The following is a 26,315-nucleotide window of genomic DNA, read 5'->3' on the forward strand; positions in this document are numbered from 1 at the left end:
CCTCCGATTAAACGGTAATAGAGTCGATTGTCACTTTTGTGTAAGGCTGACGGTGACCCTGCTTACGACGGTAGTTCTTACGCTTTTTCATCTTCCACACGATTGTCTTCTTGCCTTTACCGTGCTTCTCGACTTTAGCTGTAACACTCGCTCCGTCAACCAGTGGAGAACCAACTTTTGTCTCGTCTCCGCCGACAAGGATTACGCGGTCAAAAGTAACCGTGTCACCTTCAGCAGCTTCAAGCTTCTCGATGAAGATCTCCTGACCTTCCTCAACCTTGACCTGCTTGCCGCCAGTTTCAATAATTGCGTACATATGCGCACCTCCTTAAATACTCAGACTCGCCATCACAGGTGCTTTCTATCCCTCAGATGAGGGGCAGTTCGCTTAAAAACCTGATCTGCGCGGTTGCAGTTCCTTGGGCGCAGCCAAACAACTAACAAGAAACATCATACCACAAGCCAAAAACCAGTGTCAACGCTCATTTCCCCTCTCAAAGAAACGGCGGACTTCCTTCTCGTTACCGGTTAAACGGATCTCAAACCCCGCCCCTTCCTTGCGGGCAAAGAAAACAAGTTTCCCCGTACGCTCCTCAAGCTCCCTGTGATTGGAACCGGCTTTCAGAAACGCTGCCAGGCTGTCTCCGGCGCTGATGCAGACCGCTTCTGTTTCCGACGGGAGTGCAGTAAGCTCGCGCTCGAGTGCCGAGTAGAGGCTGTGGGCCGACTTCACCTGACCGGTGCCGCTGCAGGACGGGCACGTTTCAAGAAGCCGTTCTGCTACTGAAGATCGGGCTTTTTTCCTCGTCATCTCCACTAGTCCAAGGCTCGTAAATCCGGCCACGCTTGTTTTCGTCCGGTCTTTTTTCAGCGCTTCCTTCAGGGTCCGGAGCACTGCATCCCGGCTCGTGTCGTCCTCCATATCGATAAAGTCGATCATGATGATCCCGCCCAGATCACGGAGCCGGAGCTCCTCGGCAACCGCCGCTGCTGCTTCCAGGTTCACTTTTACAGCAGTATCGTCGAGTCCTTTTTTCCCGGTATATTTCCCGGAGTTCACATCGATCACCGTCATGGCTTCGGTTTCTTCTATAATAAGAAACCCGCCGCTTTTCAGCCATGCCCGTTTCTGAAACACCCGCTCGAGCTTCTGTTCCAGTCCGTAAGCCGCAAAGATTCCCTCCCTGGCCGTATACTGCTTTACCGTCGCCTGCTCGGCCGGGTTCATACTCATCCACCGTTTCAGAAACCGGACATCCTTCGGGTTATCGCAGATGAGTTCCGTCCCCGGATTATGGGCGTAGTTTCTGGCAGCCTGAAGCACGAGTGAGCCGCCGGCAAATACGAGGGACGGCGTCTTTTTTTCCTCTGCCTCACTGAGGGCGTCGCCAAACATCGTTCTGAGCACATCCATTTCCCTCAGAATCTGCTCCCGGCCCATTTCCTTTGCCGCCGTCCGGATGATGATCCCTTCCTCATCGTGTACGGACTCCCGTGCAAACTCACGCCACTCTTTCCGCAGTTCGTCATCCCCGAGCCGCTTTGAAACTGCCACGTAATCGGAATATGGGAGGTAGACGATCGACTGTCCGGGCATCTGGATGTATTCCGACAGCCGTGGCCCTTTCGTTCCCATTTCCTCTTTCGTTACCTGGACAAGAACGGTCTGTCCCTCTTTCAGACAGGACGTGAGAGGCTTGTCCCCGCCTTTTGCCGCTCTGACTTCCTTCATATGAAGATAGCCGTCCTTTCCGGTTCCGATATGAACGAATGCCGCTTCCATACCGGGGAGAACCCGGGACACTTTTCCCGTAAAGATATCTCCTTCCCTCGCTCCCTGGGAAGGGGGTTCAACGAGCCATTCCGTCACTTTTCCGTTCTGGAGGACTGCGCCTCTTTTTTCCTCAGTTGCTGTGTTCAGCACGATCTCGTACACACGCGTCCGCTCCGTTTCTCAATTATTCTGCTTCGTATTATACACGAAAAGCCCGGCCGGCTACAGGAACAGGGCGCCGACAGGGCTCATTTGTTTTTCCTTATTAAAGTAAGCATCGATTACTGCTGTTTCCTCCACTGATTCACCCGACTCTCTCTGAATAAACACATGCCGGCAGTCCCGGCGCAGATTTTTCATCGTTTCTGCCACGTTTTCCGATCCTGCAACAAAAACAGGCCGGATCCTGTCCGGCATCCGGTTTTTCTTTTCCCGGCGCTCAATAAGGAACCGCATGAAGATAAAATGCCGCTGTTTCCACTCCAGGTAGTGATGAACCATAAGGAACATGAGTACGACAATCAGATTCAGATGGAACGGGAGGATGAGGAGGGCAGCAAGCGTCAGAATCCCAAGGAAAAAAAGAGACGTACAGAACGATACGGACATGGCCCTCCGGTACGGCATCAGGGCACTCTGAAGGGAAAAAACAAGCTTCCCTCCATCCAGCGGCTTAACCGGGAGCAGATTAAATAGAAGGATAGTGAGGTTATGGAACAGGAAAACACTGTGGTCGGCAGCACTCCACCAGGGGAGTGGAAGAAGAATAAAACTCATTCCGACCATCCAGAGATGCTGGGCCGGTCCCGCCAGGATCACCAGTACCTCTTCCTTAACCGGCCGGTTGCCGTATTCCTCCGTTTCGGCCACTCCTCCGAAAGGAAGCAGTTCAATTTTCGTCAGCCGCCAGTCAAACTTCCGGGCCATCCAGGCGTGGCCCATTTCATGGATGAACACAATTGTAAAAAGCATGATGACTTCTTTAAAGTATCCGGTCACCACCCCGGTTCCGAGAACGAGCCAGAAGAGCGGATGAACTTTAACGAGCCTCAGAAGACTAATCAAGCGGGATCACATCGATCGGGTCGACGAACGCCTCCCCTTCCTTCAGGGCAAAGTAGTACACACCCACTTCCTCATTATCGCCTGCCGGTGATACATACCCTACAAGATCCCCTGCCTCTACATGGTCATAGAGGTTTACCTGGATGTTTTCGAGCATCCCGTACCAGGATTCCCCTCCGTCATAATGACTGATTACGACGGTCTTGCCCCACTCCTGTTCCTCATCCTCCCCTACAAACCGGATAATACCGCTCCTGACAGCTTCAACGGTTTCATTGAGCTCCGTTTCCACATAAATTCCCCGGCCGTTCTGGGCAAAAGACTGGGCAATTGTACCGGTTGCCGGAAGCGCAGAGGCATATTCCACTTCGGCCCCTTCCTGTCCGGGTGCCGTTTCCATCCCCGCCGGAAGAAGAGCGAGCGGTCTGCCAAACTGGCCTTCATACCAGTCCGCCACAGCCGTAAACTCAAACTCCTGATTAAAGGAGTTGTACATAAACTGCCGGGCCTGATCAAACTGCCCGGACGGCAGGCTGAATATGATGGCCGTCACCAGAACCAGACAGATGCTTGCCAGCAGCTGAAACATAATCCGTTCCTTTTTAATGAACGGTTCCGGCTTTCCATCCTCATCCACTCTTCGCGGCTGCGGACGGTAAAAGTCCGTTTCATCCCTCGCTTCGTCGTGACTGGTCTGGACCCACGGAACAGTGGCTCTGTCCCTTCTTTTTTCGCCTTCCCTTACTCTGCCCGGCTGGCGCTTTCTTCTTTTGGCTTCCATCAGTTTTTTTATTTTATCCACTCGGTGATCCATAAATTTCCCCCGCCTGTCTGTGTAGAAATTGCAGTATAAACAGGTTGTCTGCTCTTACTGCACTATATGTCCTGTCCACTGTGTTTATGCAGGGGGGCGGGAGAGGGAGGGCGTTCATTTTGATTGGCTGTTAGATGTTTTCGGGAGGCTGTCGCCTTAAACAGGAGGGGCGTATCATTTCTCCGCTTTTTGCAGGGTGTTTTAATACGATTTCGGCTCTATCTCATCATTTCCGCCTTAAACTCACAGCGTTTTAATACGATTCAGGCTCTATCGCATCATTTCCGCCTTAAACTCAAGGTGTTTTAATACGATTTAGGCTTTATCGCATCATTTCCGCCTTACACTCAAGGCGTTTTAATACGATTCAGGCTTTATCCCATCATTTCCGCCCTAAACTCACGGCGTTTTAATACGATTCAGGCTTTATCGCATCATTTCCGCCTTACACGCAAGTCGTTTTAATACGATTCAGGCTTTATCGCATCATTTCCGCCTTAACTCAAGTCGTTTTAATACGATTCAGGCTTTATTGCATCATTTCCGCCTTACACTCAAGGCGTTTTAATACGATTCAGGCTTTATCGCATCATTTCCGCCTTACACTCAAGGCGTTTTAATACGATTCAGGCTTTATTGCATCATTTCCGCCTTACACTCAAGGCGTTTTAATACGATTCAGGCTTTATCGCATCATTTCCACCTTAAACTCACAGCGTTTTAATACGATTCCGGCTCTACAGCATCATTTCCGCCTGCGATTCACAGCGTTATAATACGATTGATTTCCCCTCCGTTTCACCTGAACATAGGACAAAGCCCGCCCGGCAAATCTCACCGGGCGGGCTTCTCATCTATACTGTGGAATACCTCCTGTGTCACAGGGTCCACTCAAACCAGCGGGCATGACCATCTGTTTTTCCAACGGTCTGGTATTTGACGTTCCCGCGCAGGTAGGCATCTGCGTGAAGGAGACGATCATGCATATTGTTGTATACGTGATAGACATCGCGCTCCCTGCCGAGTTCATAAACCGTTTCAAGCAGCGTTTGCTTCACATCTTCAGGCATCTGATTTGCTACATGAGTATGAAAAACCACGAGTGGGCCCGAATCCGGCATACCAGAAGCAATTTTGGGAAGAAGTTTCACACCATCACCTTCCACAAGGGGGACCGGATCTTTTTCCATGATCCTGCATGCCTGGGTGAACTGTTCGCGCCGCCTGCTGTGTTCAGGCCAGATCAGCGCATCCAGCCAGCGTCTGTCAGAATCAGCCGTTACATCCAGTACATTGAGATCGACACCGGTGCGGGCAGCTACCGGTGGAACCTGACGCAGATTCATGTCCAGCTGTCCCGTCACCTCCGAAGTCAGGTGTACGTCTGATTCTGTACTTCCATATACGTGCCCGTCTCCATAAGAGTAGGAGTACCGATCCCATAAAAGCTGAAGGCCGGCACTGGTGCCAATCTCAATCATTGAAAGAGGGGTTCCCGTCCGGGCATAAATATGGGAGAAAACCGGGAACAGGTAGGCACAGCGGCGAATTTCATTGGTCTGCACCCTTCTTGTCTGCATGAGCTGCGTCACTTGTTGACGGTAAGTTCCGCAAAAGTCCCTGAACGCATTCCAGCTGTTTTCCGGCACGTCGGGTACATCGGTTATACTGGGGTAAAAACGCGAGAGTTCGTGCTCCTCGCCCCTGAGAAGCAGATCCTGAACGGATGCAAAAAGCAGATTCGGTGCCGGCTGGCCCGTCTCCCCCGACATTGCAAGCTTCAGAATCTCCTCATCGCCGGCGATCTTCCGGGAGAGAAAATCATAAAGGGGGCTTGAGTCCCTGCATTCCATTTCAGCAAACTGAATAAACCATTTTGAAGCGTCTGTCACGTCGTTTCCGCACCTCCTACTGAAATCTCTTTCACATAGCACATACAGTCATGAACGCGGTCATAACTCTTTTTCACCTGCTCCTTCTCCTCGCCTGCGTAGTGGGCAAAAGCCTGCATCGGAATCAGACCGGGTTTATTTGTCACGAGTGGCCTGCTGATTTCACTGCCTTCCAGGTAGACATGGAGGTAGGAGGTTTCAAGACTGAACCCGTTTTTCTCATACCAGCGCTGCACGCGGTCGTCATCCCGTGTCCATACTTCCAGGCGGTTGAGACCCAGTTCTTTTGCACGCGTCTCTCCTTCTGCAAGAAGCTCACCTGCAATCCCCTTCCTCTGGTGATCCGGGTGAACGGCCAGGTGCCAGATCATGCCCCCAAGCCCTTCCCCTCTGGAACAGACTGTAAGTTCCTTTTCCTCGTATTCAATATCCAGCATGCCTACGATTTGATCGTCATCCACTGCCACGAGTTCTATCGAAGGGTTGCTGTATTGTTCTTTCCTGTTCAAAACGTTGTCATAATAGGCTGTGTCGAGGAACGAAAGAACACGGCACCTCAGCCATTCTTTTTCATAAGTACTATTGTATGGTCTTATTTCCATATGTCATGTCCCTCCAATTATGAAGTGAGGGCGCGGGCGTATCCCGATAATACCGAACCATTATTTTACAACCACGCGTCCGGGAGCCCCTGCTTCTCCCATGTGCCAGCTTCCAGCTTAACCGGCAGAGCTGATCTATGAATGAACGGTCAACATCTGTAAACTTTTTCAGCTTCACGGGAGCCAGCCCCTTATTTTCCTTTATACATGGCAGATTCCCTTTTTTTAGAAAAATCAATCAGTTAGATCTTACCACAAATTACGCTTATATAAGTCAAATACAGCATCGGCTCGTTAGACACCCTTATGACCGGCTCTTATGAAGCTAAAATACTCCCTCGGCTCGTTTGCCCCCTTTTTGTCCGGTTCTTATGCAGCTCAATTTCTCCATCTGCTCATTTGCCCTCCTTTTGTCCAGTTCTTATACAGCTTAATTTCTCCATCTGCTCGTTTGCCCCCCTTTTGTCCCGTTCTTATGCAGCTCAATTTCTCCATCTGCTCATTTGCCCTCCTTTTGTCCGGTTCTTAAGCAGCTCAAAGCCTCCCCCTGCTCGTTTGAGCCCCTTTTGAACGTGCCCTGTAACTATCAGGGTTAAGTTCCCCCCTTACTACTTGTCTTTAAGCAGATCCACCACACAGCTGTAAAACATGCCACACAGCAAAAAGACCCGATCCCTCTGTACCGGATCCGGTCTCTTAAGCGCCTTCGTTCATCTCACTGTCACTGTCACTGTCTCTGTCCTGTTGCGTAATGTCCGTCAGTTCCGCCTGAATAATATAGCGGTCGGGAGCAGCCCCGAAGTAATTAAACGGGTAGCAGGTTGTAAGTGTCAGCGTCGGCCTGTCCTTATCCACTATTACCGTCCGGTCATCTGCATCGGTAATCCAGATATCCCGAATCTGGTATTCGTAAACCCGGTCTTCAAACTCCATGTAAAGCCGGTCACCTTCCTCAAGCTCACCAAGTTCCCGAAAGACCGTGTCCCTGTGTCCGGAAAGAACTGTGTGACCCAGGCCGTCAGGTGGCGTTGTAAAATCACCTTCATGGTAGCCGACTCCCTGGTCGAGTGTATCATCATCTGTTCCCCAGTAAACCTCATAGAGCCTGTCCAGCTGCGGAATAATCAGTTCACCCACTTCATCACCGGCTTCGTAGGGATAGTCCTCACGCCCGCCTTCAGTCAGGTCCTCCCCTGTACCGGAGATCATCGGCGGATCTTCGGATACAGCACCGGAAGAGGTGAGGCTTTCAACGTCTGAACGATCAACGGGGCTGAACACCTCCTGGTAATCAGTATCACTCCAGTTTTCACTGACGGACTGGGCTCTGTCGGCATCCTTTGTCACCCCGGCACTGCCTGTGTACCATTGAATAGCGCTCCATCCGGCTACCGCAAGTCCAGCTGTCAGAACGATCCAGGCCAGTTTATTAATCATAAACGCCCTCCACATTCCGTCTTCACTACATCCATTTTACACCAGTGTTAATAAAATGGAAAACAGAAAGCAGTGACTCTCCACCGGGGATTGTGACCCGGAAAAAGCGTTTAAACTTCTTTCTGTTTCTCCTCTTTTTCCTCGCTGAGTGTTTTCACAATACCAATGCACATGAGAATCAGGATAATCGAAAGCGGGAAGGCACTGATGATGATTGCCGTCTGAAAGGCATCAAGCCCTCCTGCAGCAAGCAGGACCGCTGTCGCTGAGACAAAAATGAAGCCCCAGAGAATTTTGATTTTCACCGAAGGATTCAAATCTCCTCCTGTTGACTGCATACCCAGAACAAACGTGGCCGAATCCGCCGTTGTCACAAAAAAGATTGTAATGATGATGATCGTAAATGCTGAAATGATCATACTCAGGGGCAGTTCCTGGAACACGTAAAACAGTGCAGTCTCAAGCTCCTGCGCAGAAACCTCAAGCCCGTGATAGAGTTCCAGATAAATCCCGGTTCCCCCGAAAACGGAAAACCAGATAAACGAAACGAGGCTCGGAGCCAGAATGACACCGGTAATAAATTCCCTGATGGAACGCCCCCGCGAAACCCGGGCGATAAACATACCCACAAACGGTGTCCACGAAATCCACCACGTCCAGTAAAAGACGGTCCATCCCTGTGTCCACGCTGCTTCCTGTGGATCGACAGGGCTCATACGGAGTCCCATATCGAAGAACGTCCGGATGTAGGCCCCCAGCGCCGAAGAAAATGTATTAAGAAGAAACAGTGTCGGCCCTGCAATAAATACAAAAATCAGAAGCAGACCGGTGATGGACATGTTGATTGTACTGAGATATTTAATTCCTTTTTTAATCCCCGTTGATGCCGATATAACGAAAATAACAGTGATAATCGACATAATAATCAGCTGTACAGTGAAGTTATACGGCACGTTAAACAGAAAGCCCAGGCCGGAGTTGATCTGCTGGGAACCGAGGCCAAGCGATGCTGCTACACCGAACAGAGTTGCAAATATAGCTATGATATCAACGACGTTACCCCACGGTCCCTTCATTCTATCCCCTAAAACCGGATTAAGCGTGGTGCTCACAAGGCCCGGAGCCTTGTAGCGGAACTGCTGAAGAGCCAGTGCCAGTGCCACAAGCGCATAGATTGACCAGGCATGCAGGCCCCAGTGAAGCCAGGTATAGCGTACACCATCCACAGCCGATGCTGCCGTCCCCCCTTCACCGCGGGGCGGGTCGGCAAAATGGTAAATCGGCTCGCTGACCCCGTAAAACAGCAGACCGATCCCAATACCTGCCGAAAAAAGCATACTGAACCAGACAGGCCGGGAAAACTCCGGCTTTTCATCCGGACCCCCAAGCTTCACTTTTCCATACTTACTGAACGCAAGCCAGATGGCGAAAACAAAAAAGCTCGTTGTTAGCAGCTGAAAATACCAGCCGAATGTTTCAAACATAAACGCCTGGGCCTCTCCCATCCAGACTTCCATTCTTCCGGGTATCATCGCACCGACCACCACAAAAACGGCCGCCAGTGAAACGGATACTTTTAAAACGACTGAGAACTTTTCCTTCATGTCTTCCATCCCTTCCGAGCAAAGTCCCTTACTTCTTAAGAATCAGCTTCTGATAGGGTGCCCATAACTTCATCTTCTAATTGAATAATTTTCCGGAAGCATGAAACTTCCGCTTCCTTTTATTCGTAACCAGTAAAGTGAAGTAGTACATTTGTTTTATGAAAAGGAGAGAGAAATGGAAAAAGTACTAAGCGTAAGTCAACTCGGCAAATCGTTTAAAGACAGGCAGATTATCAGCGACATTTCCTTCGAAGTACATAAAGGAGAGATTATGGCTGTTCTCGGACCAAACGGGGCAGGTAAATCAACAACAATCCGCAACATTATGGGCATTATGTATCCCGACGAAGGGGACATAAACTTTCACGGTTACGGAGATGGTGCGATCCCACGCCACCGGATCGGCTATCTGCCGGAGGAACGTGGCCTCTATAAAAATGTGAAAGTGATGGATATTCTTCTCTATTTCGCTGAACTGAAGGATTACCCGGCAAAAAAAGCAAAAGAAAGAGCACTTCATTATCTGAAGAAATTTGATCTCGAGGGCAAAGAGAAGACATCTGTTGAGGAACTTTCCAAAGGGATGGGACAGAAAGTGCAGTTTATTGCCTCCATCATTCACGAACCGGAGCTCCTCATTCTTGATGAGCCTTTTTCCGGGCTCGATCCTGTCAGTCAGGAGCTCTTTAAAAAGGAAATCCGTAATCTTGCGGATAACGGCACAGCCATTCTTCTTTCCTCTCACCAGATGAATCTCGTTGAGGAACTGTGTGATCGCCTGTTCATGATTCACCGGGGTCAGAAGGTGATTTACGGGACACTGGACGATGTGAAGGCCCGCTACGCCAACTTTAAATGCACAATACGCGGACGAAATGACCGGGAACGCCTTCAGCAGCTGACAGACGTACAACGGGTGGAGGAACAGGAAGGCCGCTCCGTTCTGCACCTGTCCAGGGAAACCCATGTACCAGGCTGGCTCCGTCAGATCCCCGAAGAACTCGATATTCAGGAGCTGTCCATAGACCGTATCAGTCTCCATGAGATCTTTATCGGTATTGCAACAGACCGTTTAGGGGCAAAGGAGGCTGATCTCATTGAGAAATAGTATGAAAGTAGCCAAATGGGAAATTAAACGGAATATGATGAATAAGTCGTACTTTATCTCTTTATTTCTTACTCCCGCTATTTTTATTTTCTTTTTTACCGTACCGGGAATGTTCACTTCGGATCCGGCTGACGATGAGCTTCTTGTCTATGTGGACGACAGGATTGGGGTATGGGAACAGGCTGAGGAACATATCAGCCGGGAAAATATGAACATCATTACCGATTCCTCGTTTGAAAGCGAAGATGAGATATTAAGAGAACTCGAACAGTACACCGAAGACGCCGTCATCATTCAGATTACGGAGGAACGTATCCAGTCTGGCGCTGTACCGGTATATTTGAGTGAGGATGTGGATGAGATGGCTGTGTTCCAGTTTAATGCACTGGAACAGCCGTTAAGACAGCTGCAGCTTGAAAACCTCGGACTCGATGAAACGGAAGCCGCTCTCGCATCTGCCGGCGTCAGTCTGACTCCCGTTTCAGCCGAAAGTGAGACAGAAGCAGTGGAAGAGGCTGCTGCTGATCCTCTGGAACGGCTCGTTCCCGGACTGTTTGCCGGCGCGATCCTGTTTGCGATTATGTTTACCGGGATGATGATCTTTCAGAGTGCTTCCCAGGAGAAAAAGGAAAAAGTCTCGGAAATGGTCCTCTCATCGGTTACCCCTTCCGACCTGATGCAGGGTAAAATAATGGGGTACTTCGTCCTCGGAATCGTCCAGGTTCTGTTCTGGGCAGCAGTGGCTCTGCCTCTGGTACAGTGGCAGACCGACATCCCAGTATTTGATTACCTGTTTGTACCGGAGCTCGCCCTTCTTCTGCTGATCGCAATAGCCGGCTACCTCATGTTTGCTGCAATCTTTGTAAGCCTCGGCGCCACAGCGGAAGACGTTAATGCATCGAGTAATTTTCAGGGCATCATTATGATGCTGCCGTTCCTGCCGTTTGTTTTTATCGGACCGGTTTTGTCTGATCCGTCGGGCACTCTTGCACAGGTGGCTTCCTTTATTCCAATCACCTCACCTGCCATTCTTCTTCTCAGGCTGAGCGTAATCGAGGAATGGCCGTGGGTGGAGCTTATCCTTGCCCTGCTCGTTCTCTTCGGCTCCATCCTGATCATTATGAAACTTGCAGGTAAAATCTTTAAAACCGGTATTCTTATGTACGGGAAAAACGCCACACCGAAAGAAATCCTCAAATGGATTCGTCAGTAAAGTCACTAAAGTCCGGAAGCCGATCGGCTCCGGACTTTTATATTCTTTAAGCAGTGGCAGGCTTATAAACTGCTTTCCCCTTTTTACTGCGGATGTGGCTGAACAGCTGCTCCCGGATATACGGGATTACCCAGCGGTCCCCGCCGTAACGGCCTGCATTCAGACCCGCTGCCAGAATGAAGATGGTAAACAGGACCATCCACGGATTTGAAGAAATGGTACCGGCAAAAAGAAAGGCAAAGTTCATCATAATTCCGAAAAACGCTGCTGCGGTGGTAAACACTCCGAGAATCAGACCGAGACCGACCAGGACTTCTCCCCATGCCACCAGGAAACTGAAGACGTCTGCGTTAGGCAGGGCAAAGGTTTCAATAAAGGCATGGTAATTCGGGTACTGGGCCGCAACATCAGGGTTTGCAACAACCCCGTTCAGGTAGCCGCCTGCGTTAAAATCCCCGGTCACTTTCCCCCATCCGGCACTCAGCCAGAGCCATCCGATGTAAATCCTGATAACAGCAAGAATTCCGGCTGCAATACGATTCTTTCTTAAAAAATTCATAATCATGTCAACATTCCTCCTGCTAGTAATTAAGTTGCTCAATATTTCACATAATCATCGAAAAAATAATAGCCTGGTCTTTCCTGAAGAAGACTTTAATTACGCGGACACCTTATTGCTCACGATTTCACATTAACATCGTTAAAAAACTGCTCCCATATTCTGAGGTCTTCAAAACTGTTTTGCTCATCATTTCACATTAGGTTGTCCAGTTAGTGATCACTAACGATCTTTCACTTATAGTATAACCCGATAAAGTTTGTGAGGGTGATCACAATGTTGAACATTCGGTGACAGATTTTCTGATTAATACGAAGACAGGTGGCAGGACAAGCTGTCCTGCCACCCCTGTCTGTCAGTGAAGCTAAAAACGGCTGATCACGCTGATCACACTTTTCAGTACGTCCATCGATTCGTGCACATTGCCTTCAATTTCAAGACTGTGGTTCGCATCCTTTATCAGGGAGAGCTCAAGGCGCCTGTTCCTTTCCAGTTCCTCAAACCGCTCCCGGCGAAAACAGGGGTCCTGATCACCGAGAATCACGAGTGATTCATGGCGAGATGCTGCAAGACTCTCAAACACATCGTCCCGCTGAATAAGCGGAGTCATCCACAGCGCTTTCGCCTCCCTGAACCGTTCTTCCTCCAGAAGTCTAGGAAGAGCTATGGTTCCCAGTGACTTAGCAGCAAGACAATAGTGCTGATAGGATCTTTTTCCCACAGCGCTGTCAATAACGGCACGAATGGTCTCCGTAAATTTTTCTTCGCTTAGGGCAGCAAACTGTTCCCTGTCAAAGCTGTAATTGACATGAAGGACGTCGAATCCCCTGCTGCAGAAGATGCCCGTCGTGTAGTAGAGAAGCGGTGCCTGTGCGGTGTATCCTGCTCCGGGAAGGATGACTGCAAGAGTATCTGTACCTCTTTCCTGCCTGATCAGGGAATAAGGTGTCTTCTCTCCTTCGTTTTCCACATAGCTGTTCGAAATGTCCATTTCTTCATCCCCTTCCGTCCTTTTAAGTATATTTGCCTGTCGGGCACGTTTGTCCTTCTTTTTTGGAAATTGTGCAGGACACTTAATTAGAGGGCATGGTTTACCAGGCAGGACATAGACTGCTAGTAACGATACCTTATATTTTTAGAGAGGTGACGAAGATGAAGCGGAAAAAGAAACAGGACCCTCACCTGAAGCTCGTCCATAACGCCAAACATCAGTCCGAGAAACAGGTAAAAAAACCTGTACGGCGCTGGGTAAAATACGGTTCGACCCAATATGCGATCTACTACAGCTGAATCAGAGCCTGTCCTCTTTCAAAGGAACGTACAGCCTTACTTCTTCACCTTCACTTCCACGGTTATAAAAGCACTCGATGGAACAGGAATTGCGGTTCCACTCTCTTCCCTGGGCGGCGATCCAGCTGTGCAGGGTTTTATACCCATTATTAATCGTGCCTGCCGTACAGCGGGTCACTCCATAGTCGTGCTCCAGAAGAGTAAAGCCCGTCATAGGTTCCGGAACACTTTCAATCTCCGATACTTCCGAGCATGCCCAGTAGGTGGACAGGACTTCGTTTTCGTAATGGGGACTCCACGTCAATTCCGGTCTTATCACGTTCTGCACCTTGTGCCGTTCTGCTTCAAAACGGTTCTGGACGTTTACAGCAGCTTCAGGAAAAGCCGAGGGGAACGGGCCGGAGAAAATGATTCCAACAAAATGAAACCTCTTCGCTCTGATTATTTCGCACTTCTGCTCTTCCATTAGCAATCTCCCCATTTCCTGTTCGGTTTGTGTGACTCCTTCTCGGTCGATCCAATAACATCCTTTTAATTGAACATTAATATTCAGATAACTCCCACATCCTCCTTATATAGTATATAATCGCCTACACTCAGCCTTCCCTGCCAAAGCTTTCAGGCGTAAAGTAAGGAAGGAGTCCAGGTCCGGGGCGTTATCGCGTCAACTAACCACGGTGCCTGTGAAGCAAATATAAATAAACCTGCATCCCTAATTGAATGCAGGTCGTATTTAATAATTATCGCTGTTTGTTTAGATAGAGATCTTTGTTTGTCTGCCTTAAAATATGTTTCTGAATCTTTCCCGTAGTTGTCATAGGAAGTTCTTCTGTAATCACTGCTGCTTTTGGAACCTGGAAACTGCCCAGACGCTCCTTGCAGAACTGAATAATTTCATCTTCCGAAAGTGTCTCGCCCGTTTTTGGTACAACAAAAGCCGTTACAGCCTCATTCCATTTTTCATGAGGTAGTCCCACAGCTACTGCATTGGCAATTTTCTCATGTGTGAGAAGCACCTGTTCCACTTTGATGGATGCAACATTTTCACCGCCGGTCTTAATAAGATCCTTCTTACGGTCCACAAACACCATCTGGCCATCCTCATCCCAGTATCCAAGGTCCCCTGTGTGGTGCCAATTATGCTTACGGCTATTTCTGGTTTCTTCTTCATTATTCAGATAACCGGTCATTACATTCGGTCCACGGTGTACAATCTCACCAATTTGACCACTCGGAAGGAGATTTCCTTCCTCATCCATTACAGCAGTATCGTTAATCAGAGCAGATCCTCCCCAATAAGAACCAAAGCGCCGAAGCTGCTCTTCCGGTTTGAAAAGCATTGTTGCCGGATAAACTTCCGTCTGACCGGTACCAAGGGAAAAATCTGCTCCAAGTTCGTTTATGCACCTCTCAAGTGTCGTTTTATCCATCGGTGCCATGGCATACATACAGGTTGCAAGAGAAGAGAGATCATATTGCTTTCTTTCAGGATGATGCAGAATAGCCTTGTACATAATCGGAAGGCCGAACGTCCATGTTATCTTATGATCCTGAATTGTCTTCATCAGTGAAGCGGGCTCAAACTTTCTGATTATGACACTTGTAGCTCCTATGTTTAGAAATGATACAGTAAATGTGTGCTGAGCGCAGTGGAACATCGGCATCATTGCAGTTGCCGTGTCTGAAGATTTAAGCCCCATTTCAATAATATTACTCATACTGGACACATAAACAGCCAGGTGGCTGATCAAAACCCCTTTCGGGTTCCCCGTAGTTCCGCTTGTAAACATAATCTGTGCCGTATCCCGGTCTTCGATTTCCACTTCCGGTTCATTCTCATCTTCGTCGGAAAAAACATCCACAAACGTTTGTTCCGAATCCAGCTCCCCAATTACGAGTACTCGTTCACATAGTTCTTTAAACTCAGTTAGGTCAGAACTGATCAAATCAGCGTCTCCAATGAGCATTTTCGCCTGTGTTTCTTTCAGAATGTAGTTTTTTTCTCTCAACGAGACGCCGGGATTTACCGGCACCCAAACAAGTCCCGCTTTAGCAATCCCAAACATTGCAACAACGAAGTCAGATGAATTTCCGCAGATAGTGGCAATGGCATCCCCTTTCTGATAACCACTTTTCAGAAGGTAATTTCCAAACTGATTGGCCATGCGATCCAATTGAAAATAGCTGATATTCTGCCCCCCGTCTGTCAGTGCAGTTTTCCCGCCGAACCGTGCAGCACTCCTTCTGAGGATATCTCCTACCGCGACCCTATTAACAACCGAAGTTTTCATCCAATCACCCCTTATTTTATTAGAAAATTCAGACATCAAATGTTATACTGCTCTTCCAGTTTTTCTTTCAGCTTAACCTTCTGAATTTTTCCGGCAGGTGTCAATGGTACATCCCTTGTAACTACAAAAGATTTTGGTATTTTGTAATCTGCGAGATACTTCCGGCAGTGGGCCTCCAGTTCACTCTCCATCGGTGCATCCTCCCCCGATGGAACAATAAAGTAAACTCCCGATTCCCCGAAAAGTTCATCGGGTACACCAATACCGGCTGCCATCTGCACTTTTGGGTGAGAAACCAGTACGTTTTCAACTTCACCGGGAAAAATATTATAGCCCCCACTTACATACATTTCTTTTTTCCGTCCCTTAAATGAAATACGATCCTCTTCATCCATGGAAACCATATCACCTGTAAAAAGCCAGCCACCCCGTTGAAAGCTGCGGGCTGTCTCACTCTCGTTTTTATAATAACCCTTTGCTACACAGTCACCTCTAATCACAAGTTCACCGATTTCCCCTCTTGCCACTTCGCGCTCATCATCCCCTACTACTTTCACCTCAAAATCTCCTATCGCGACACCGATCGATTTCTTCAGCTGTTCAGGTGAATCTGTGATATTTGAGAGCACACATGCTCCGGAGGTCTCACTCAAACCGTATAAGTTGGCCATTTGAGCCTGAGGGATCCTGTCTCTGATCATATCGCACAATTCCGGTTCTACATTCGAACCTCCCGCGATACAGAGTCTGAGCGAGGAAAGATCATAAGAAGCATGCTCCTTGAAGGTAAGCATCATCAAATACATTGTGGGGACCCCGCCGAAAATAGTCGCCTTTTCTGACTGAATGACTTCCAGTACGGTATCCGGTCTGAAACTGGGTACAAGAGCCACGCTGCTTTGACTTAGCAGAGCAGCCATAATTGTACATGTTATGCCGCCTACATGATTAAACGGAAGGCTCCCGATTGCAACATCATGACTTTTCATTCCAAAATGGCGAACCTGTGCCCTGGCGGAAGCTGTAATGCTTTGATTTGTAATCATTGTTCCTTTAGGATTCCCTGTCGTACCTGAAGTGTAAATCATTAGGATATTATCTTCTTCCCTTATGTTCTTCAAACTATGCGATAATTGTTCCTCATCTGCCTCTGTTTCCATCAGGTCTGCCAGCGAATAACTTCCCCGAAAACCCTCCCCTATGAAAATATAAGTATCCACTTTTGGGAGTCTGGAAGATAAACTTGAGAAGAACTCACTGAAGTCAAAGTCCGGCAGTGCTGCAATTGATACAATCGCCCTCAGATCAGAATGATTACACATGTATTCAAACTCTGACTCACGAAACCTTGGACTTAATGCAACAGTTTCTGCCCCTATTTTCGCTGCAGCAAAAAAAGTGAAAAGCCACTCAGACTGGTTGAGGGCAGCGATTCCTATTTTATCCCCGGGGGAGAACCCTTTTTGAAGAAAAGCTGTCGCAAGCCGGTCTGTGTAGTGGTCAAACTGACTATAGGTTATTTTCTGCCCTCCTTCTATTAAAAATGGAGCGTTCGGGCTCCTCTTTGCCGCTTCTTTCAGGCATCCTGCTGCAGTATTTGCATTCACAGACTCATCACCACTTTTTCTGCTGGAATATTATTTAAATGAAGATCAAACATCTTTGTATCTCTCCAGAACCTCTGAACCGGAAATTCCATCATATAGCCTGCACCCCCATGAATCTGGAGAGCTTCGTCGCAAACATGAAGTGCCATACTGACAGCTTCCTCAAGAACAATTTGTCTTTGAAAGCTGTCGATATTATAGATAGAATCATACACTGCGCGGTAGGTCATGTTACGTGACTTTTCCAGATTCAGTGCCATATCGGCCATCTTATGACGAAGACTCTGAAATTCAGACAGCGCACTTCCAAACTGCTGGCGTGTCCGGCTGTAGCTCACCGCTGCCTCCAATGCTTTTTCTGCGATGCCTGTGCATATGAGTGACCAGGTAATCCGTTTCTGGTCATTGATCAGCCGGCGCTGTTTCTCAGCCTCATCCCCCTGACACAGCAGGTTTTCAGTCGATATTTTCACATTACGGAATTCAACCTCCGAAACAGAAGAGCTCCTCCAGCCGAGCATGTTTTCAGTTTTTTGCACAGTAATTCCTTCGCTGGCAAAATCCACTGTGATAAAACCTGATTTGTCATCGTCAAAGAAGGAGAGAATCAGGAAGTCGGCCATTCCACCATTACGGACATTCTTCAGTCTGCCGTTTAAATTAAAGAAGCCTTCTTTAATCTTTACCGTCATGTCTCCTGGATCAGCAGCTACGGTTGTGCCGATTCTTTTTCCTTCCAGAGCCGCTGACAGAAAATCGGGTACTAATTTGCTTTTATTTGTCCGATCCAGCAGAGAAACAGCATTGTTATGCTCCTGAAGAACAAGAGCAGGTCCGGCAGCTCCTGTCTTGGCCAGTTCTTCCATCAGTACAGCTTCCATTACTTCATCCATGCTTTTTTCCCTGTCAGGTGTCATCCCTGTAAGACCCAGTTCACTCAATCTTGCTATGAACCATTTTGGAATCAGTTGGTCTTCCTCCCAGTTTTCAATCCTGGATTCGATTTCATTTCTTATCATTTTTTTAAATGAGCTTCGAAACATGTCATGCTCTTCGGAAAAAATCCAATGTGACACATCACTTCCTCCTTTCCCTACAGGCCAATTTCTTTTGCTATGATTTCTTTCATTACTTCATCTGTTCCTGCACCGATTCTGTTAAGCCTCGAATCTCTCCATAGCCGCTGCACAGGATGATCAGGTCCAGCTGCCTCTTCCCCCAGGAGTTTAAGAGCCTGGCCGGCTGCGTAGTGAGCAGTCTGGGCAGAAAGGAGTTTAATCATGGAAATTTCTTTTGAGGGTACTTCACCCTGACTGTATCGAAAGGCAGTAGCGTATGTCATTTCCCGGCATACTTCAATACGTCTCTTTATATCCAGCAAACTCCGCCTGTAAGCAGGTCCCCTGTTTTCAACAGCCTCCGCTGCTTTTTCGTAACAGAAATCCATAATGCCGATTGCACTGGCAGCTGCAATCATTCTTTCTCCCTGAAGCTGCCACATTATCTGGTAAAATCCTTTGCCTTCCACTCCCAGTAGGTTCTTATCCGGTACCCTGACATTATCCAAAATCAATTCTGCTGTGTCAGATGATCTCATGCCAACCTTATCCAGTTTTCGGCTGACGGAATATCCAGGGGTGTCTGTCTCAACTAAAAACAGACTTATACCTTTGTAACCCGGCTCATCGGAAGTCCTGACAACCATTGTGACAAAATCAGCACGAGTTCCATTGGTAATATACATTTTCGCACCGTTCAGGACCCATTCACCACCTTGCTTTACGGCCCGGGTCTGGATGGAAGAAACATCCGATCCCGTATTCGGTTCGGAAATACCGATGGCAGCAATTTTTTCCCCTCTTATAGCCGGCTTTAAAAAATGCTCATGATGGTAGGGGCTGCCGAATTGAAGAATCGGTGGTGTCGCCATATCGGTCTGGACCGCGATCCCCATAGGAAACCCTCCAGCACCGCACTTGTTGATTTCTTCTGCCAGAACCATCTGCATAAAGTAGTCTCCCCCTTGACCACCGACGCTCTCAGGGTATCTGAGTCCGAGAAAACCAAGTGAACCCATTTTCCTGAACATGCTGACTGGAAAGGTACCAAGTTCCTCCCACTCACTGATGTAAGGAGATACTTCCTTTTTTACAAATTGTCGCACTCTCTCCCGTAAAGCATCATGTTCTTCAGTAAAATAAGGTTGTTTTCCTTTTCTTAATACCGTCTCCATTTAAATTCCCCCGCCTCCACGGCTCTGTATTTCAGGTAACAGATGTTCAGGAAGTTCTATCTCCATTCTAAGAAGGTTTGCACCAAAGCATTTTCCCAGGTTATCCAATCGCAGGGAAGACGCACCTCCACCGTTAAGCGCACTGTGACAGACGAGTTTTAAGGCCTTAATATTCGGCAGTTCATAACGGAACACGTCACCTTCTACAAGTCCTTCAAAATGACTTTTCACTCTTTCCGGTGTGACCTGATCGAGAACAGCCTGATAGATTTCGTCGTTATTCACAAAAAGTCCAATATCCACAGTATTTCCCTTGTCCCCTGACCTCGCGTGTGATATCTCCTTAAGCATTACTTTCGACACCTGTTTTCACCTCCTCAAAACCTACTGTAACGAAAGGCTCGATTAGTTCACGCGGAACGAGTGATGACCACATTCCAACCAGATCCCTCGGCGGACTCCCTGTAAAAGACCCCATGGACGGAGGACCATTTAATGCAAGGGGTGGAAACAGCCGGGCAAATTTTGCAGCGTCCCTTTTAGTGTCTGCTCTCACCGCCATACGAAGATATACTTCATTCAGGTCTTCTCCCGGTTCACTTGCCAGTGGCCCGTGAAGAGAATTGTATCCCACATAGTCAGTGCGGATTTCTTCATACTCCCAGCCGTTTTTTCTGATCTGATTCCTGATAATTTCGTCCGCTTTTTTGGCTTTCAAGAGAGCGTCGGGCCAGGAAAATCCGACCATTACCTGCCCCATACATCCGTTCTCATATCCCATTACAACTTTCAGGCTGTCCGGTTTTGGTTTTCCTTTCACTCCGGTAACTTTAACGACGTCCGGTCCGGTTTCTTCGAGTCTCACCTCTGTCAGGTCCACCACAACATCCGGTGTAATGTAGCTGGATGGGTCATGGATTTCATAAAGCATCTGTTCTTTCACTGTTTCAGAGGTCACAAGGCCTCCTCTGGTCTCCAGTTTACTTACAGTGAATTCTCCATCCTTCGATACTTCTGCAATCGGATAACCAATATTATCAAGTCCTTCAATGTCTTTCCAGTTTCCGCTGAAGTTCCCTCCGGTGGATTGTCCTGAGCACTCGAGAAGGTGACCCATGAATACTCCTGAGGCCAGACTGTTCCAGTCATCCGACTTCCAGCCGAACTCATAAATCAATGGGGCAAGGAATTGTGCAGTATCCGTTGTTCTGCCGGTAATGATAACGTCAGCCCCTTCCTTTAAGGCTTCTACCAGCGGCATGGCTCCGATATAGGCGTTGGCGAACATAATCCTGTCCTCAACCTCAGATAAATCCCTTTGTGTTTCCATGTCTTCAAGGGATACCCCGTTTTCCTTAAACTCTCCCAGCCTGCCTGCCACATCATCACCGGTAACAACGGCAATCTTCAACCCTTCAAGCCCCATCTCGGACGCTATTCTAACCACTTCCTGCTGTGCAGCGTAAGGGTTCAGCCCACCTGCATTCGTTAAAATCCTTATCCCCTTTTTCTTTACATACGGTAAAAGCGCTATCATAGAAAGAGAAAGATCTTTTGTATAGCCCGCTTTCTCGTCCTTTTTTTTATCTTTCACCAGGATCGACATTGTCAGTTCAGCCAGACAATCAAAACAGAGATAATCCACATTTCCCTCTTTAGCTGTAGCGACAGCCGGCTCAATCGTATCTCCGTAAAACCCCTGTGCCGCACCTATTCTTACTTTTTTCATTCATTATCCTCCTCTTCTACGGTCATAATCAGATCACCTTCCTGAATAAAATCCCCTTCGCTGACACTGACATCTGTAACCATTCCGTTAACAGGTGCCTCAATAGGAATTTCCATTTTCATGGATTCAAGAATTACGAGGTTCTCTCCTACCCTGACACTGTGGGATTTACGCTTTTCAATTCTCCATACACTTCCGCTCATCGTCGAATGAACTTTCAATGAAAATCCTCCTTACCGCCCGTTCCATACCGGGCTTCTTTTCTCAAGAAAAGCGGCTGCCCCTTCTTTCAGGTCATCACTTCTGAAGGAAACCACTCTTAAAGTGGACAGATAATCGAATGATTTCATAAGATCCATCTGTTCCGTTGTATAAAAAGCATCCATGCTCAGCTGTACTGCCAGTGGACTGTAGGAAGCGACCGTCATTGCCGTTTTCATCACTTCTTCTTCAAGAAGTTCCGGTTCCACCACCCTGTGAACCAGCCCTTTTTCTGCAGCTTCCTCAGCTGTTAGAACACTCGCTGATAGCATCATTTCCATTGCATTACGGTCTCCGACCGCCCTTCTTATCCATGGAAGAATCACAAAAGGGACGAGTCCGAGCCTGAGTTCTGTTAAGCCAAGCTTAGCTTCGGAAGACGCAATTGCAATATGGCACATTGCAACAATCCCACATCCCCCACCAAGTGCCGGTCCGTTGACTGCAGCGATTAGCGGGGTGCTGACCTGTGCTCCAAGCTTGAAAAGTTCCGTGCTGTCTCTTCCCTCGAAATGAAGCTGCGGAACTGGTTTATCAAAATTGCTCTTAAATTCTTTCAGATTTCCTCCGGCAGAAAAAGCTTTCCCTTCTCCTGTGAGGATGATTGCGTTCACATCGTTCCTCTGATCAAGGTCTGTAATTGCCTCTTTCAATTCCTCAGCCATCTTCTCAGTCAGGGGATTGCGCATATCCGGTAAATTCAGAGTTACGCGTGCAACCTTTTCCGTTACTTCCACCAGTATCGTTTCATAATTCATTTTCACCGCTCCTTTATGATCAGACCGGATGGATGGCATTTCTTTTATCCGGTCCTTTCTTTATTTTTGATCCGTACAATTGAAAACGTCTTGCTGTATTCGCCCTGAGCTCATCAAAACCGATAATATCATCAATGATCAGCTCGGATGCCAGTCGATGAATATCGATGTTCTCAGAGTATTCCTTCCTTTTCTGACTGATAAATGATGCTCTTTCTGTTTCGTCAAGTTGCTGAATTTTATTAAAGTAGACAGCGTTTACCGCTGCTTCCGGTCCCATAACCGCAATTTGTCCGCTCGGCAGGGCCAGAACAGCATCAGTTCCAAACGCCGGGCCGCTCATAGCAAATAATCCGGCTCCAAAACACTTTCGTACCACTACGGATATCTTAGGCACAGTCGCTTCCGCCATTGCGCTGATCATTTTTGCTCCGTGACGGATAATGCCGGATTGCTCGACTTTTGAGCCGATCATATATCCAGGTACATCTGACAGAAAAAGGAGCGGTATCTGGAAAGCATTACAAATCCATATAAACCTTGCCGCTTTATCCGGTGTATCCACAAACAGTGTTCCGCCTTTTACCTTGGACTGGTTGGCTACGATGCCGGTTACTTTGCCTTCTATACGGGCAAAACCGGTAATAATTTCCGGAGCAAACAGTTTTTTATACTCAAACCAGCTCCCTTCATCAATCACCTGGTCGATCAGTTCGTACATATCGAATGGCGTATTGGTGTTTTCCGGAATGATATCTTCAATTTTTCTCCCCTGGACAGGCTGTTTTGATTCAGAAGCAGCCGGTTTTTCCCGATAATTCGAAGGCATATAGGAAAGGTAATTTTTACAGACTTCAATTGCCTCGATCTCCGAATCAACCAGAACATCACCAAGACCACTTTTTGAGCAGTGCATTCTCGAGCCCCCCATCTGCTCCATGGTAGTCTTTTCTCCAATAGCCATTTCAACCATCCGGGGTGAACCCAGATAGGCACTTGCGTTTTTCTCAACCATAATTACCAGATCGCTGAAAGCAGGCACATACGCAGAACCTGCAGGAGAGGGGCCGAAAAGGATGCAAATTTGCGGCACCACTCCCGACATTTGTACCTGATTATAAAAAACCTTTCCGCCATGGCGTCTTCCTGGGAATACTTCCATCTGATCCGTGATCCTCGCACCTGCCGAATCAATAAGATAAAGAATCGGTACTTCAAGCTCCATTGCCTTTTCCTGAATTCGGATGTTCTTTTCTACCGATTTAGGTCCCCAGGACCCTGCTTTTACCGTTGGATCTGCTGCCAGAAAACACACCGTTCTGCCCTGAATTTCACCTATTCCTGTCACACAGGCATCTGTAGGCAGCGTCGGGTCCTCTCCATTTGCAAACAATCCGTCCTCAATAATGCTCCCCTCGTCAAATAACAGGTCAAGCCGTATTCTGACAAACATTTTTCCATCCTGTTCGTTACGGACATGGTATTTTTCAGGTCCCCCCTGCATAATCCTGCTTTTTTCTTTTAGATAACGCTCCATCGATTCCCGCATATTCTCCCTCCTCTTCTTTCACTTTTTAGATAATGCAAATACCGTGCCAAAGAAGCGTGAGTCGTACATTTTGTCATGAAATGTACGTCTATCAGGTGATTTGGGCCCTTATGTTAAAATAGATCTCTGCCATCTCCCGGAATTTCTATGTAAAGCGGAAAATACAACTGTCCATACTAAAAGACAGTTGTATTGCAAATTAGTCAGAATATTATTATAATTAAAAAGGAGACAACTGCTTACATACAGGGGGATAAAAATTGGAAATATCTCGCTTTACTACAGTGGATTTTGTCAGCCTCAGTCCTGATAATACCGTGGAGGAAGTCCTATCAACGTTTTTGGAGAAGAGAGTCGATATTGCATGCATTATGAATGATAATCAACTTGAAGGAGTGATTACAAAGTATTCTCTTTACCGGCTGCTTCTCAGGAAAAAAACTCTTGATCAAAACATAAAGCCCGAAATTATTAAAGATGTAATTAAAATTAATAAAGATATGAATCTTTACGAAGCAAGGGATGTAATGGTAGAAGGAAAAGTCAGTCATGCAGTTGTCGTTGATAACAACGAAAAAGTGTTCGGTATTATGTCGAAGTCCGATCTTATAAGAGGTATAATGTCCGAAGCCGAAAATATTGCAAACAAAATGAGTTCTCTTATTGAAAACCTGAGAGATGCCGTTGTTTCCATTTCCACTAAAATGACAATCACTGCAATAAATAAAGCAGCTGAGGAGATGTTCGGTGTTTCACGCTCTACTCTTCTTCATTCTTCTCTTTATCACCACCTTCCTGAATTCGTTCCCAGTGTATATAAAGTACTGAAAGAAGAAACAGTTCTTGAATCCAGAAGAATTGAAGTAGCAGGCTTTACTGCCATCGTATCGATTATTCCGATAAAAAAATTCGGCGAACTGTCAGGGGTAATGATCGTATTAAGAGACGTTACTTCTTATGAGTCGATAGCCAGTGAACTGGAATCCACAAAAAGACTGAAAACGACCTTGGACTGTGCCCTGAAACTGACCTATGACGGTGTCGTCATTACAGACAGTGACAGGAAGATCACAATGGCCAATGATGGATTTCTCGATTTGTTCGGATTCCATTCGCAGGAAGAAGTCATCGGCTCCACCTTTTCAAAAGCTGCCCCTCAAATCCCTTTAAAAACAGGGGGTCAGTCGAGTGCTGAGGGAGAAGTTATTCAAATAGGACAAGTGAAGTGTATTTCTGTGCAAAACCCCATTATAAAAGACGGGAGAAATATAGGGTATATTCATAAAATCATCTATAAACATCTCGACCAGTGGAAAAGTCTGCTGAATCACATGGATAACCTTGAACACGAACTTTCGTATTACAGAGGGGAATTTTTAAAAGCTTCCAATCAGACAAGCCCCTTCTCACATATTGTTTCTGAAAGCTCCATCATGAACAAGGTAAAGAACGATGCCTATATTGCCGGACAGAGCTTTTCCACGGTATTGATTAACGGTGAAAGCGGGACAGGTAAAGAATTGATAGCCGAGGGAATTCATAACGTATCAGGAAGACACGGTGCTTATATTAAAGTTAATTGTGCTGCCATTCCTGAGGAGCTCCTTGAATCTGAATTTTTTGGTTACGCTGAAGGTGCATTCACTGGAGCAAAAAAAGGGGGGAAACCAGGTAAATTTGAACTGGCTGACCGGGGTACTTTGTTTCTGGATGAAATTGGGGACATGCCCATGTCGCTGCAGGCTAAACTTCTGAGAGTCCTGCAGGAACAGGAATTTGAAAAGCTGGGAGCAATTGAACCCACTTCCGTTGATGTCAGAATTATTGCTGCTACAAATAAAGACTTGATTAACCTGATAAAAGAGGGCAGATTTCGGGAAGATCTTTATTACAGAATTAACGTCATTCACCTGACGATCCCCCCATTAAGGGACAGAACTCAAGACATTCCTCCCCTCTGTAAACATTTATTAAATAAAATCAACGCTAAAACCCAAAAAAACGTCCTCAGACTGACGCATGAGGCTGTTAATGCTTTACAGCAGCACAACTGGCCCGGAAACGTACGTCAGCTGGAAAACGTTCTTGAACGAGCCGTTCACTTCTGTACCGGTTTATCAATAGATAAACACGATCTTCCTGAAGATATTATTACTAAAGCTGTTAAAAATGAGAAAGATGAATTACTTACAATTAAAAATGAGAAAGATGAATTACTTACAATTAAAAATGAAACAAAAAAACAATCTATGCATTCATTTGACGAAGCTGAAGTAGAGGTAATTATTAATGCTCTGAAAAAAACCGGTGGCAACAGAACTAAAGCTGCTAAACTTCTAAATATCAGCCGATCGAACCTATACCAGAAAATGAATAGATTAAATATCCAGGAACACTTCCATTACTCATAACATCATTTAAGCTAATAAGCCACCTGTAAATCATGCAGGTGGCTTAGCTGGGTCTGAATACAGAGTTTTCGAGGACCAGTAAGCTCTAAGCTTTCTCTGCAGACATAATGTAATCACG

Annotated in this window: 24 protein-coding genes and 1 other annotated feature; of the genes, 4 read left to right on the forward strand and 20 right to left on the reverse strand. The window is 47.1% G+C overall.

All coding sequences use genetic code 11. The annotated features are described in order from the left end of the window. Positions 1-7: 7 nt before the first annotated feature. The 8 genes from rplU to FGB90_RS11070 all read right to left on the reverse strand — a co-directional run bounded on the left by rplU (position 8) and on the right by FGB90_RS11070 (position 9,188). Positions 8-316 carry a 50S ribosomal protein L21 gene (rplU, locus tag FGB90_RS11035; protein ID WP_138810901.1) on the reverse strand — a complete coding sequence of 103 codons (309 nt, stop codon included), beginning with the start codon at positions 314-316 and terminating at the stop codon, positions 8-10. Between the two features lie 12 nt (positions 317-328). Further along, positions 329-421, reverse strand: a sequence feature (ribosomal protein L21 leader region). Between the two features lie 54 nt (positions 422-475). Then, positions 476-1,936, reverse strand: a complete 1,461-nt coding sequence (locus FGB90_RS11040) for an Rne/Rng family ribonuclease (RefSeq protein ID WP_138810902.1) — start codon at positions 1,934-1,936, stop codon at positions 476-478. Positions 1,937-1,996: 60 nt separating this feature from the next. Continuing rightward, positions 1,997-2,839, reverse strand: a complete 843-nt coding sequence (locus FGB90_RS11045) for a M50 family metallopeptidase (protein WP_246056153.1) — start codon at positions 2,837-2,839, stop codon at positions 1,997-1,999. Beyond that, positions 2,832-3,653 carry a M23 family metallopeptidase gene (locus FGB90_RS11050; RefSeq protein ID WP_138810903.1) on the reverse strand — a complete coding sequence of 274 codons (822 nt, stop codon included), beginning with the start codon at positions 3,651-3,653 and terminating at the stop codon, positions 2,832-2,834. Before FGB90_RS11050 ends, FGB90_RS11045 begins: the two co-directional genes overlap by 8 nt. An 878-nt stretch (positions 3,654-4,531) precedes the next feature. Further along, positions 4,532-5,545 (reverse strand): DUF2332 domain-containing protein, encoded by a 1,014-nt coding sequence (locus tag FGB90_RS11055; protein ID WP_281280044.1) that lies wholly within the window; start codon positions 5,543-5,545, stop codon positions 4,532-4,534. Then, positions 5,542-6,147 carry a GNAT family N-acetyltransferase gene (locus tag FGB90_RS11060; RefSeq protein WP_138810904.1) on the reverse strand — a complete coding sequence of 202 codons (606 nt, stop codon included), beginning with the start codon at positions 6,145-6,147 and terminating at the stop codon, positions 5,542-5,544. Before FGB90_RS11060 ends, FGB90_RS11055 begins: the two co-directional genes overlap by 4 nt. A 696-nt stretch (positions 6,148-6,843) precedes the next feature. Next, complete coding sequence (srtD, locus tag FGB90_RS11065; RefSeq protein ID WP_138810905.1) at positions 6,844-7,584, reverse strand: class D sortase, LPxTATN-specific; 741 nt, start codon at positions 7,582-7,584, stop codon at positions 6,844-6,846. Between the two features lie 110 nt (positions 7,585-7,694). Continuing rightward, positions 7,695-9,188 (reverse strand): BCCT family transporter, encoded by a 1,494-nt coding sequence (locus tag FGB90_RS11070; RefSeq protein WP_138810906.1) that lies wholly within the window; start codon positions 9,186-9,188, stop codon positions 7,695-7,697. A 175-nt stretch (positions 9,189-9,363) separates the two neighbouring features. On the opposite strand from FGB90_RS11070, the gene FGB90_RS11075 reads away from it, so the two are divergent. Next, a complete protein-coding gene (locus FGB90_RS11075; protein ID WP_138810907.1) occupies positions 9,364-10,296 on the forward strand; it encodes an ABC transporter ATP-binding protein in 933 nt (310 codons plus the stop codon). Next, on the forward strand, positions 10,286-11,509 hold the full coding sequence (locus FGB90_RS11080; RefSeq protein ID WP_138810908.1) for an ABC transporter permease: 1,224 nt from the start codon (positions 10,286-10,288) through the stop codon (positions 11,507-11,509). The genes FGB90_RS11075 and FGB90_RS11080 overlap by 11 nt, the downstream gene beginning before the upstream one ends. A gap of 46 nt (positions 11,510-11,555) precedes the next feature. On the opposite strand, the gene FGB90_RS11085 is transcribed toward FGB90_RS11080, so the two are convergent. Beyond that, positions 11,556-12,074, reverse strand: coding sequence for a DoxX family protein (locus tag FGB90_RS11085; protein WP_138810909.1), 519 nt, complete (start codon positions 12,072-12,074; stop codon positions 11,556-11,558). A 358-nt stretch (positions 12,075-12,432) separates the two neighbouring features. Continuing rightward, positions 12,433-13,059 carry an alpha/beta family hydrolase gene (locus tag FGB90_RS11090; RefSeq protein WP_138810910.1) on the reverse strand — a complete coding sequence of 209 codons (627 nt, stop codon included), beginning with the start codon at positions 13,057-13,059 and terminating at the stop codon, positions 12,433-12,435. A 161-nt stretch (positions 13,060-13,220) separates the two neighbouring features. On the opposite strand from FGB90_RS11090, the gene FGB90_RS19700 reads away from it, so the two are divergent. After that, the gene (locus FGB90_RS19700) at positions 13,221-13,358 is read left to right on the forward strand and encodes a hypothetical protein (protein ID WP_171051792.1); all 138 of its coding nucleotides are present in this window, start codon (positions 13,221-13,223) and stop codon (positions 13,356-13,358) included. Between the two features lies 1 nt (position 13,359). Here FGB90_RS19700 and FGB90_RS11095 read toward each other — a convergent pair whose 3' ends face one another. From FGB90_RS11095 to FGB90_RS11140, 10 genes are all read right to left on the reverse strand, one after another. After that, a complete protein-coding gene (locus FGB90_RS11095; protein ID WP_171051793.1) occupies positions 13,360-13,824 on the reverse strand; it encodes a GyrI-like domain-containing protein in 465 nt (154 codons plus the stop codon). A gap of 274 nt (positions 13,825-14,098) precedes the next feature. After that, complete coding sequence (locus FGB90_RS11100) at positions 14,099-15,649, reverse strand: class I adenylate-forming enzyme family protein (RefSeq protein ID WP_138810912.1); 1,551 nt, start codon at positions 15,647-15,649, stop codon at positions 14,099-14,101. 35 nt (positions 15,650-15,684) lie between these two features. Next, entirely contained in the window at positions 15,685-17,256 is a 1,572-nt protein-coding gene (locus FGB90_RS11105; protein WP_138810913.1) for a class I adenylate-forming enzyme family protein, read from the reverse strand. Next, positions 17,253-18,332 carry an acyl-CoA dehydrogenase family protein gene (locus FGB90_RS11110; RefSeq protein WP_138810914.1) on the reverse strand — a complete coding sequence of 360 codons (1,080 nt, stop codon included), beginning with the start codon at positions 18,330-18,332 and terminating at the stop codon, positions 17,253-17,255. Before FGB90_RS11110 ends, FGB90_RS11105 begins: the two co-directional genes overlap by 4 nt. A gap of 17 nt (positions 18,333-18,349) precedes the next feature. Next, complete coding sequence (locus FGB90_RS11115) at positions 18,350-19,489, reverse strand: acyl-CoA dehydrogenase family protein (protein ID WP_138810915.1); 1,140 nt, start codon at positions 19,487-19,489, stop codon at positions 18,350-18,352. Continuing rightward, positions 19,490-19,852 (reverse strand): AtuA-related protein, encoded by a 363-nt coding sequence (locus FGB90_RS11120; RefSeq protein WP_138810916.1) that lies wholly within the window; start codon positions 19,850-19,852, stop codon positions 19,490-19,492. It lies immediately after the preceding gene. Continuing rightward, positions 19,833-21,218, reverse strand: coding sequence for an acyclic terpene utilization AtuA family protein (locus tag FGB90_RS11125; RefSeq protein ID WP_138810917.1), 1,386 nt, complete (start codon positions 21,216-21,218; stop codon positions 19,833-19,835). Before FGB90_RS11125 ends, FGB90_RS11120 begins: the two co-directional genes overlap by 20 nt. Then, positions 21,215-21,439, reverse strand: a complete 225-nt coding sequence (locus FGB90_RS11130; RefSeq protein WP_246056154.1) for a biotin/lipoyl-binding carrier protein — start codon at positions 21,437-21,439, stop codon at positions 21,215-21,217. The genes FGB90_RS11125 and FGB90_RS11130 overlap by 4 nt, the downstream gene beginning before the upstream one ends. A 12-nt stretch (positions 21,440-21,451) precedes the next feature. Beyond that, positions 21,452-22,237, reverse strand: coding sequence for an enoyl-CoA hydratase/isomerase family protein (locus FGB90_RS11135; protein WP_171051794.1), 786 nt, complete (start codon positions 22,235-22,237; stop codon positions 21,452-21,454). Between the two features lie 19 nt (positions 22,238-22,256). Beyond that, a complete protein-coding gene (locus tag FGB90_RS11140) occupies positions 22,257-23,786 on the reverse strand; it encodes an acyl-CoA carboxylase subunit beta (RefSeq protein WP_138810919.1) in 1,530 nt (509 codons plus the stop codon). Between the two features lie 260 nt (positions 23,787-24,046). Between FGB90_RS11140 and FGB90_RS11145 the strand changes: the two genes are divergently transcribed. Next, positions 24,047-26,197, forward strand: coding sequence for a sigma-54-dependent Fis family transcriptional regulator (locus FGB90_RS11145; protein WP_138810920.1), 2,151 nt, complete (start codon positions 24,047-24,049; stop codon positions 26,195-26,197). The last annotated feature ends 118 nt before the right edge of the window (positions 26,198-26,315 follow it).

Source organism: Alteribacter natronophilus, from assembly GCF_006007885.1.
GTDB classification, from domain to species: domain Bacteria; phylum Bacillota; class Bacilli; order Bacillales; family Salisediminibacteriaceae; genus Alteribacter; species Alteribacter natronophilus.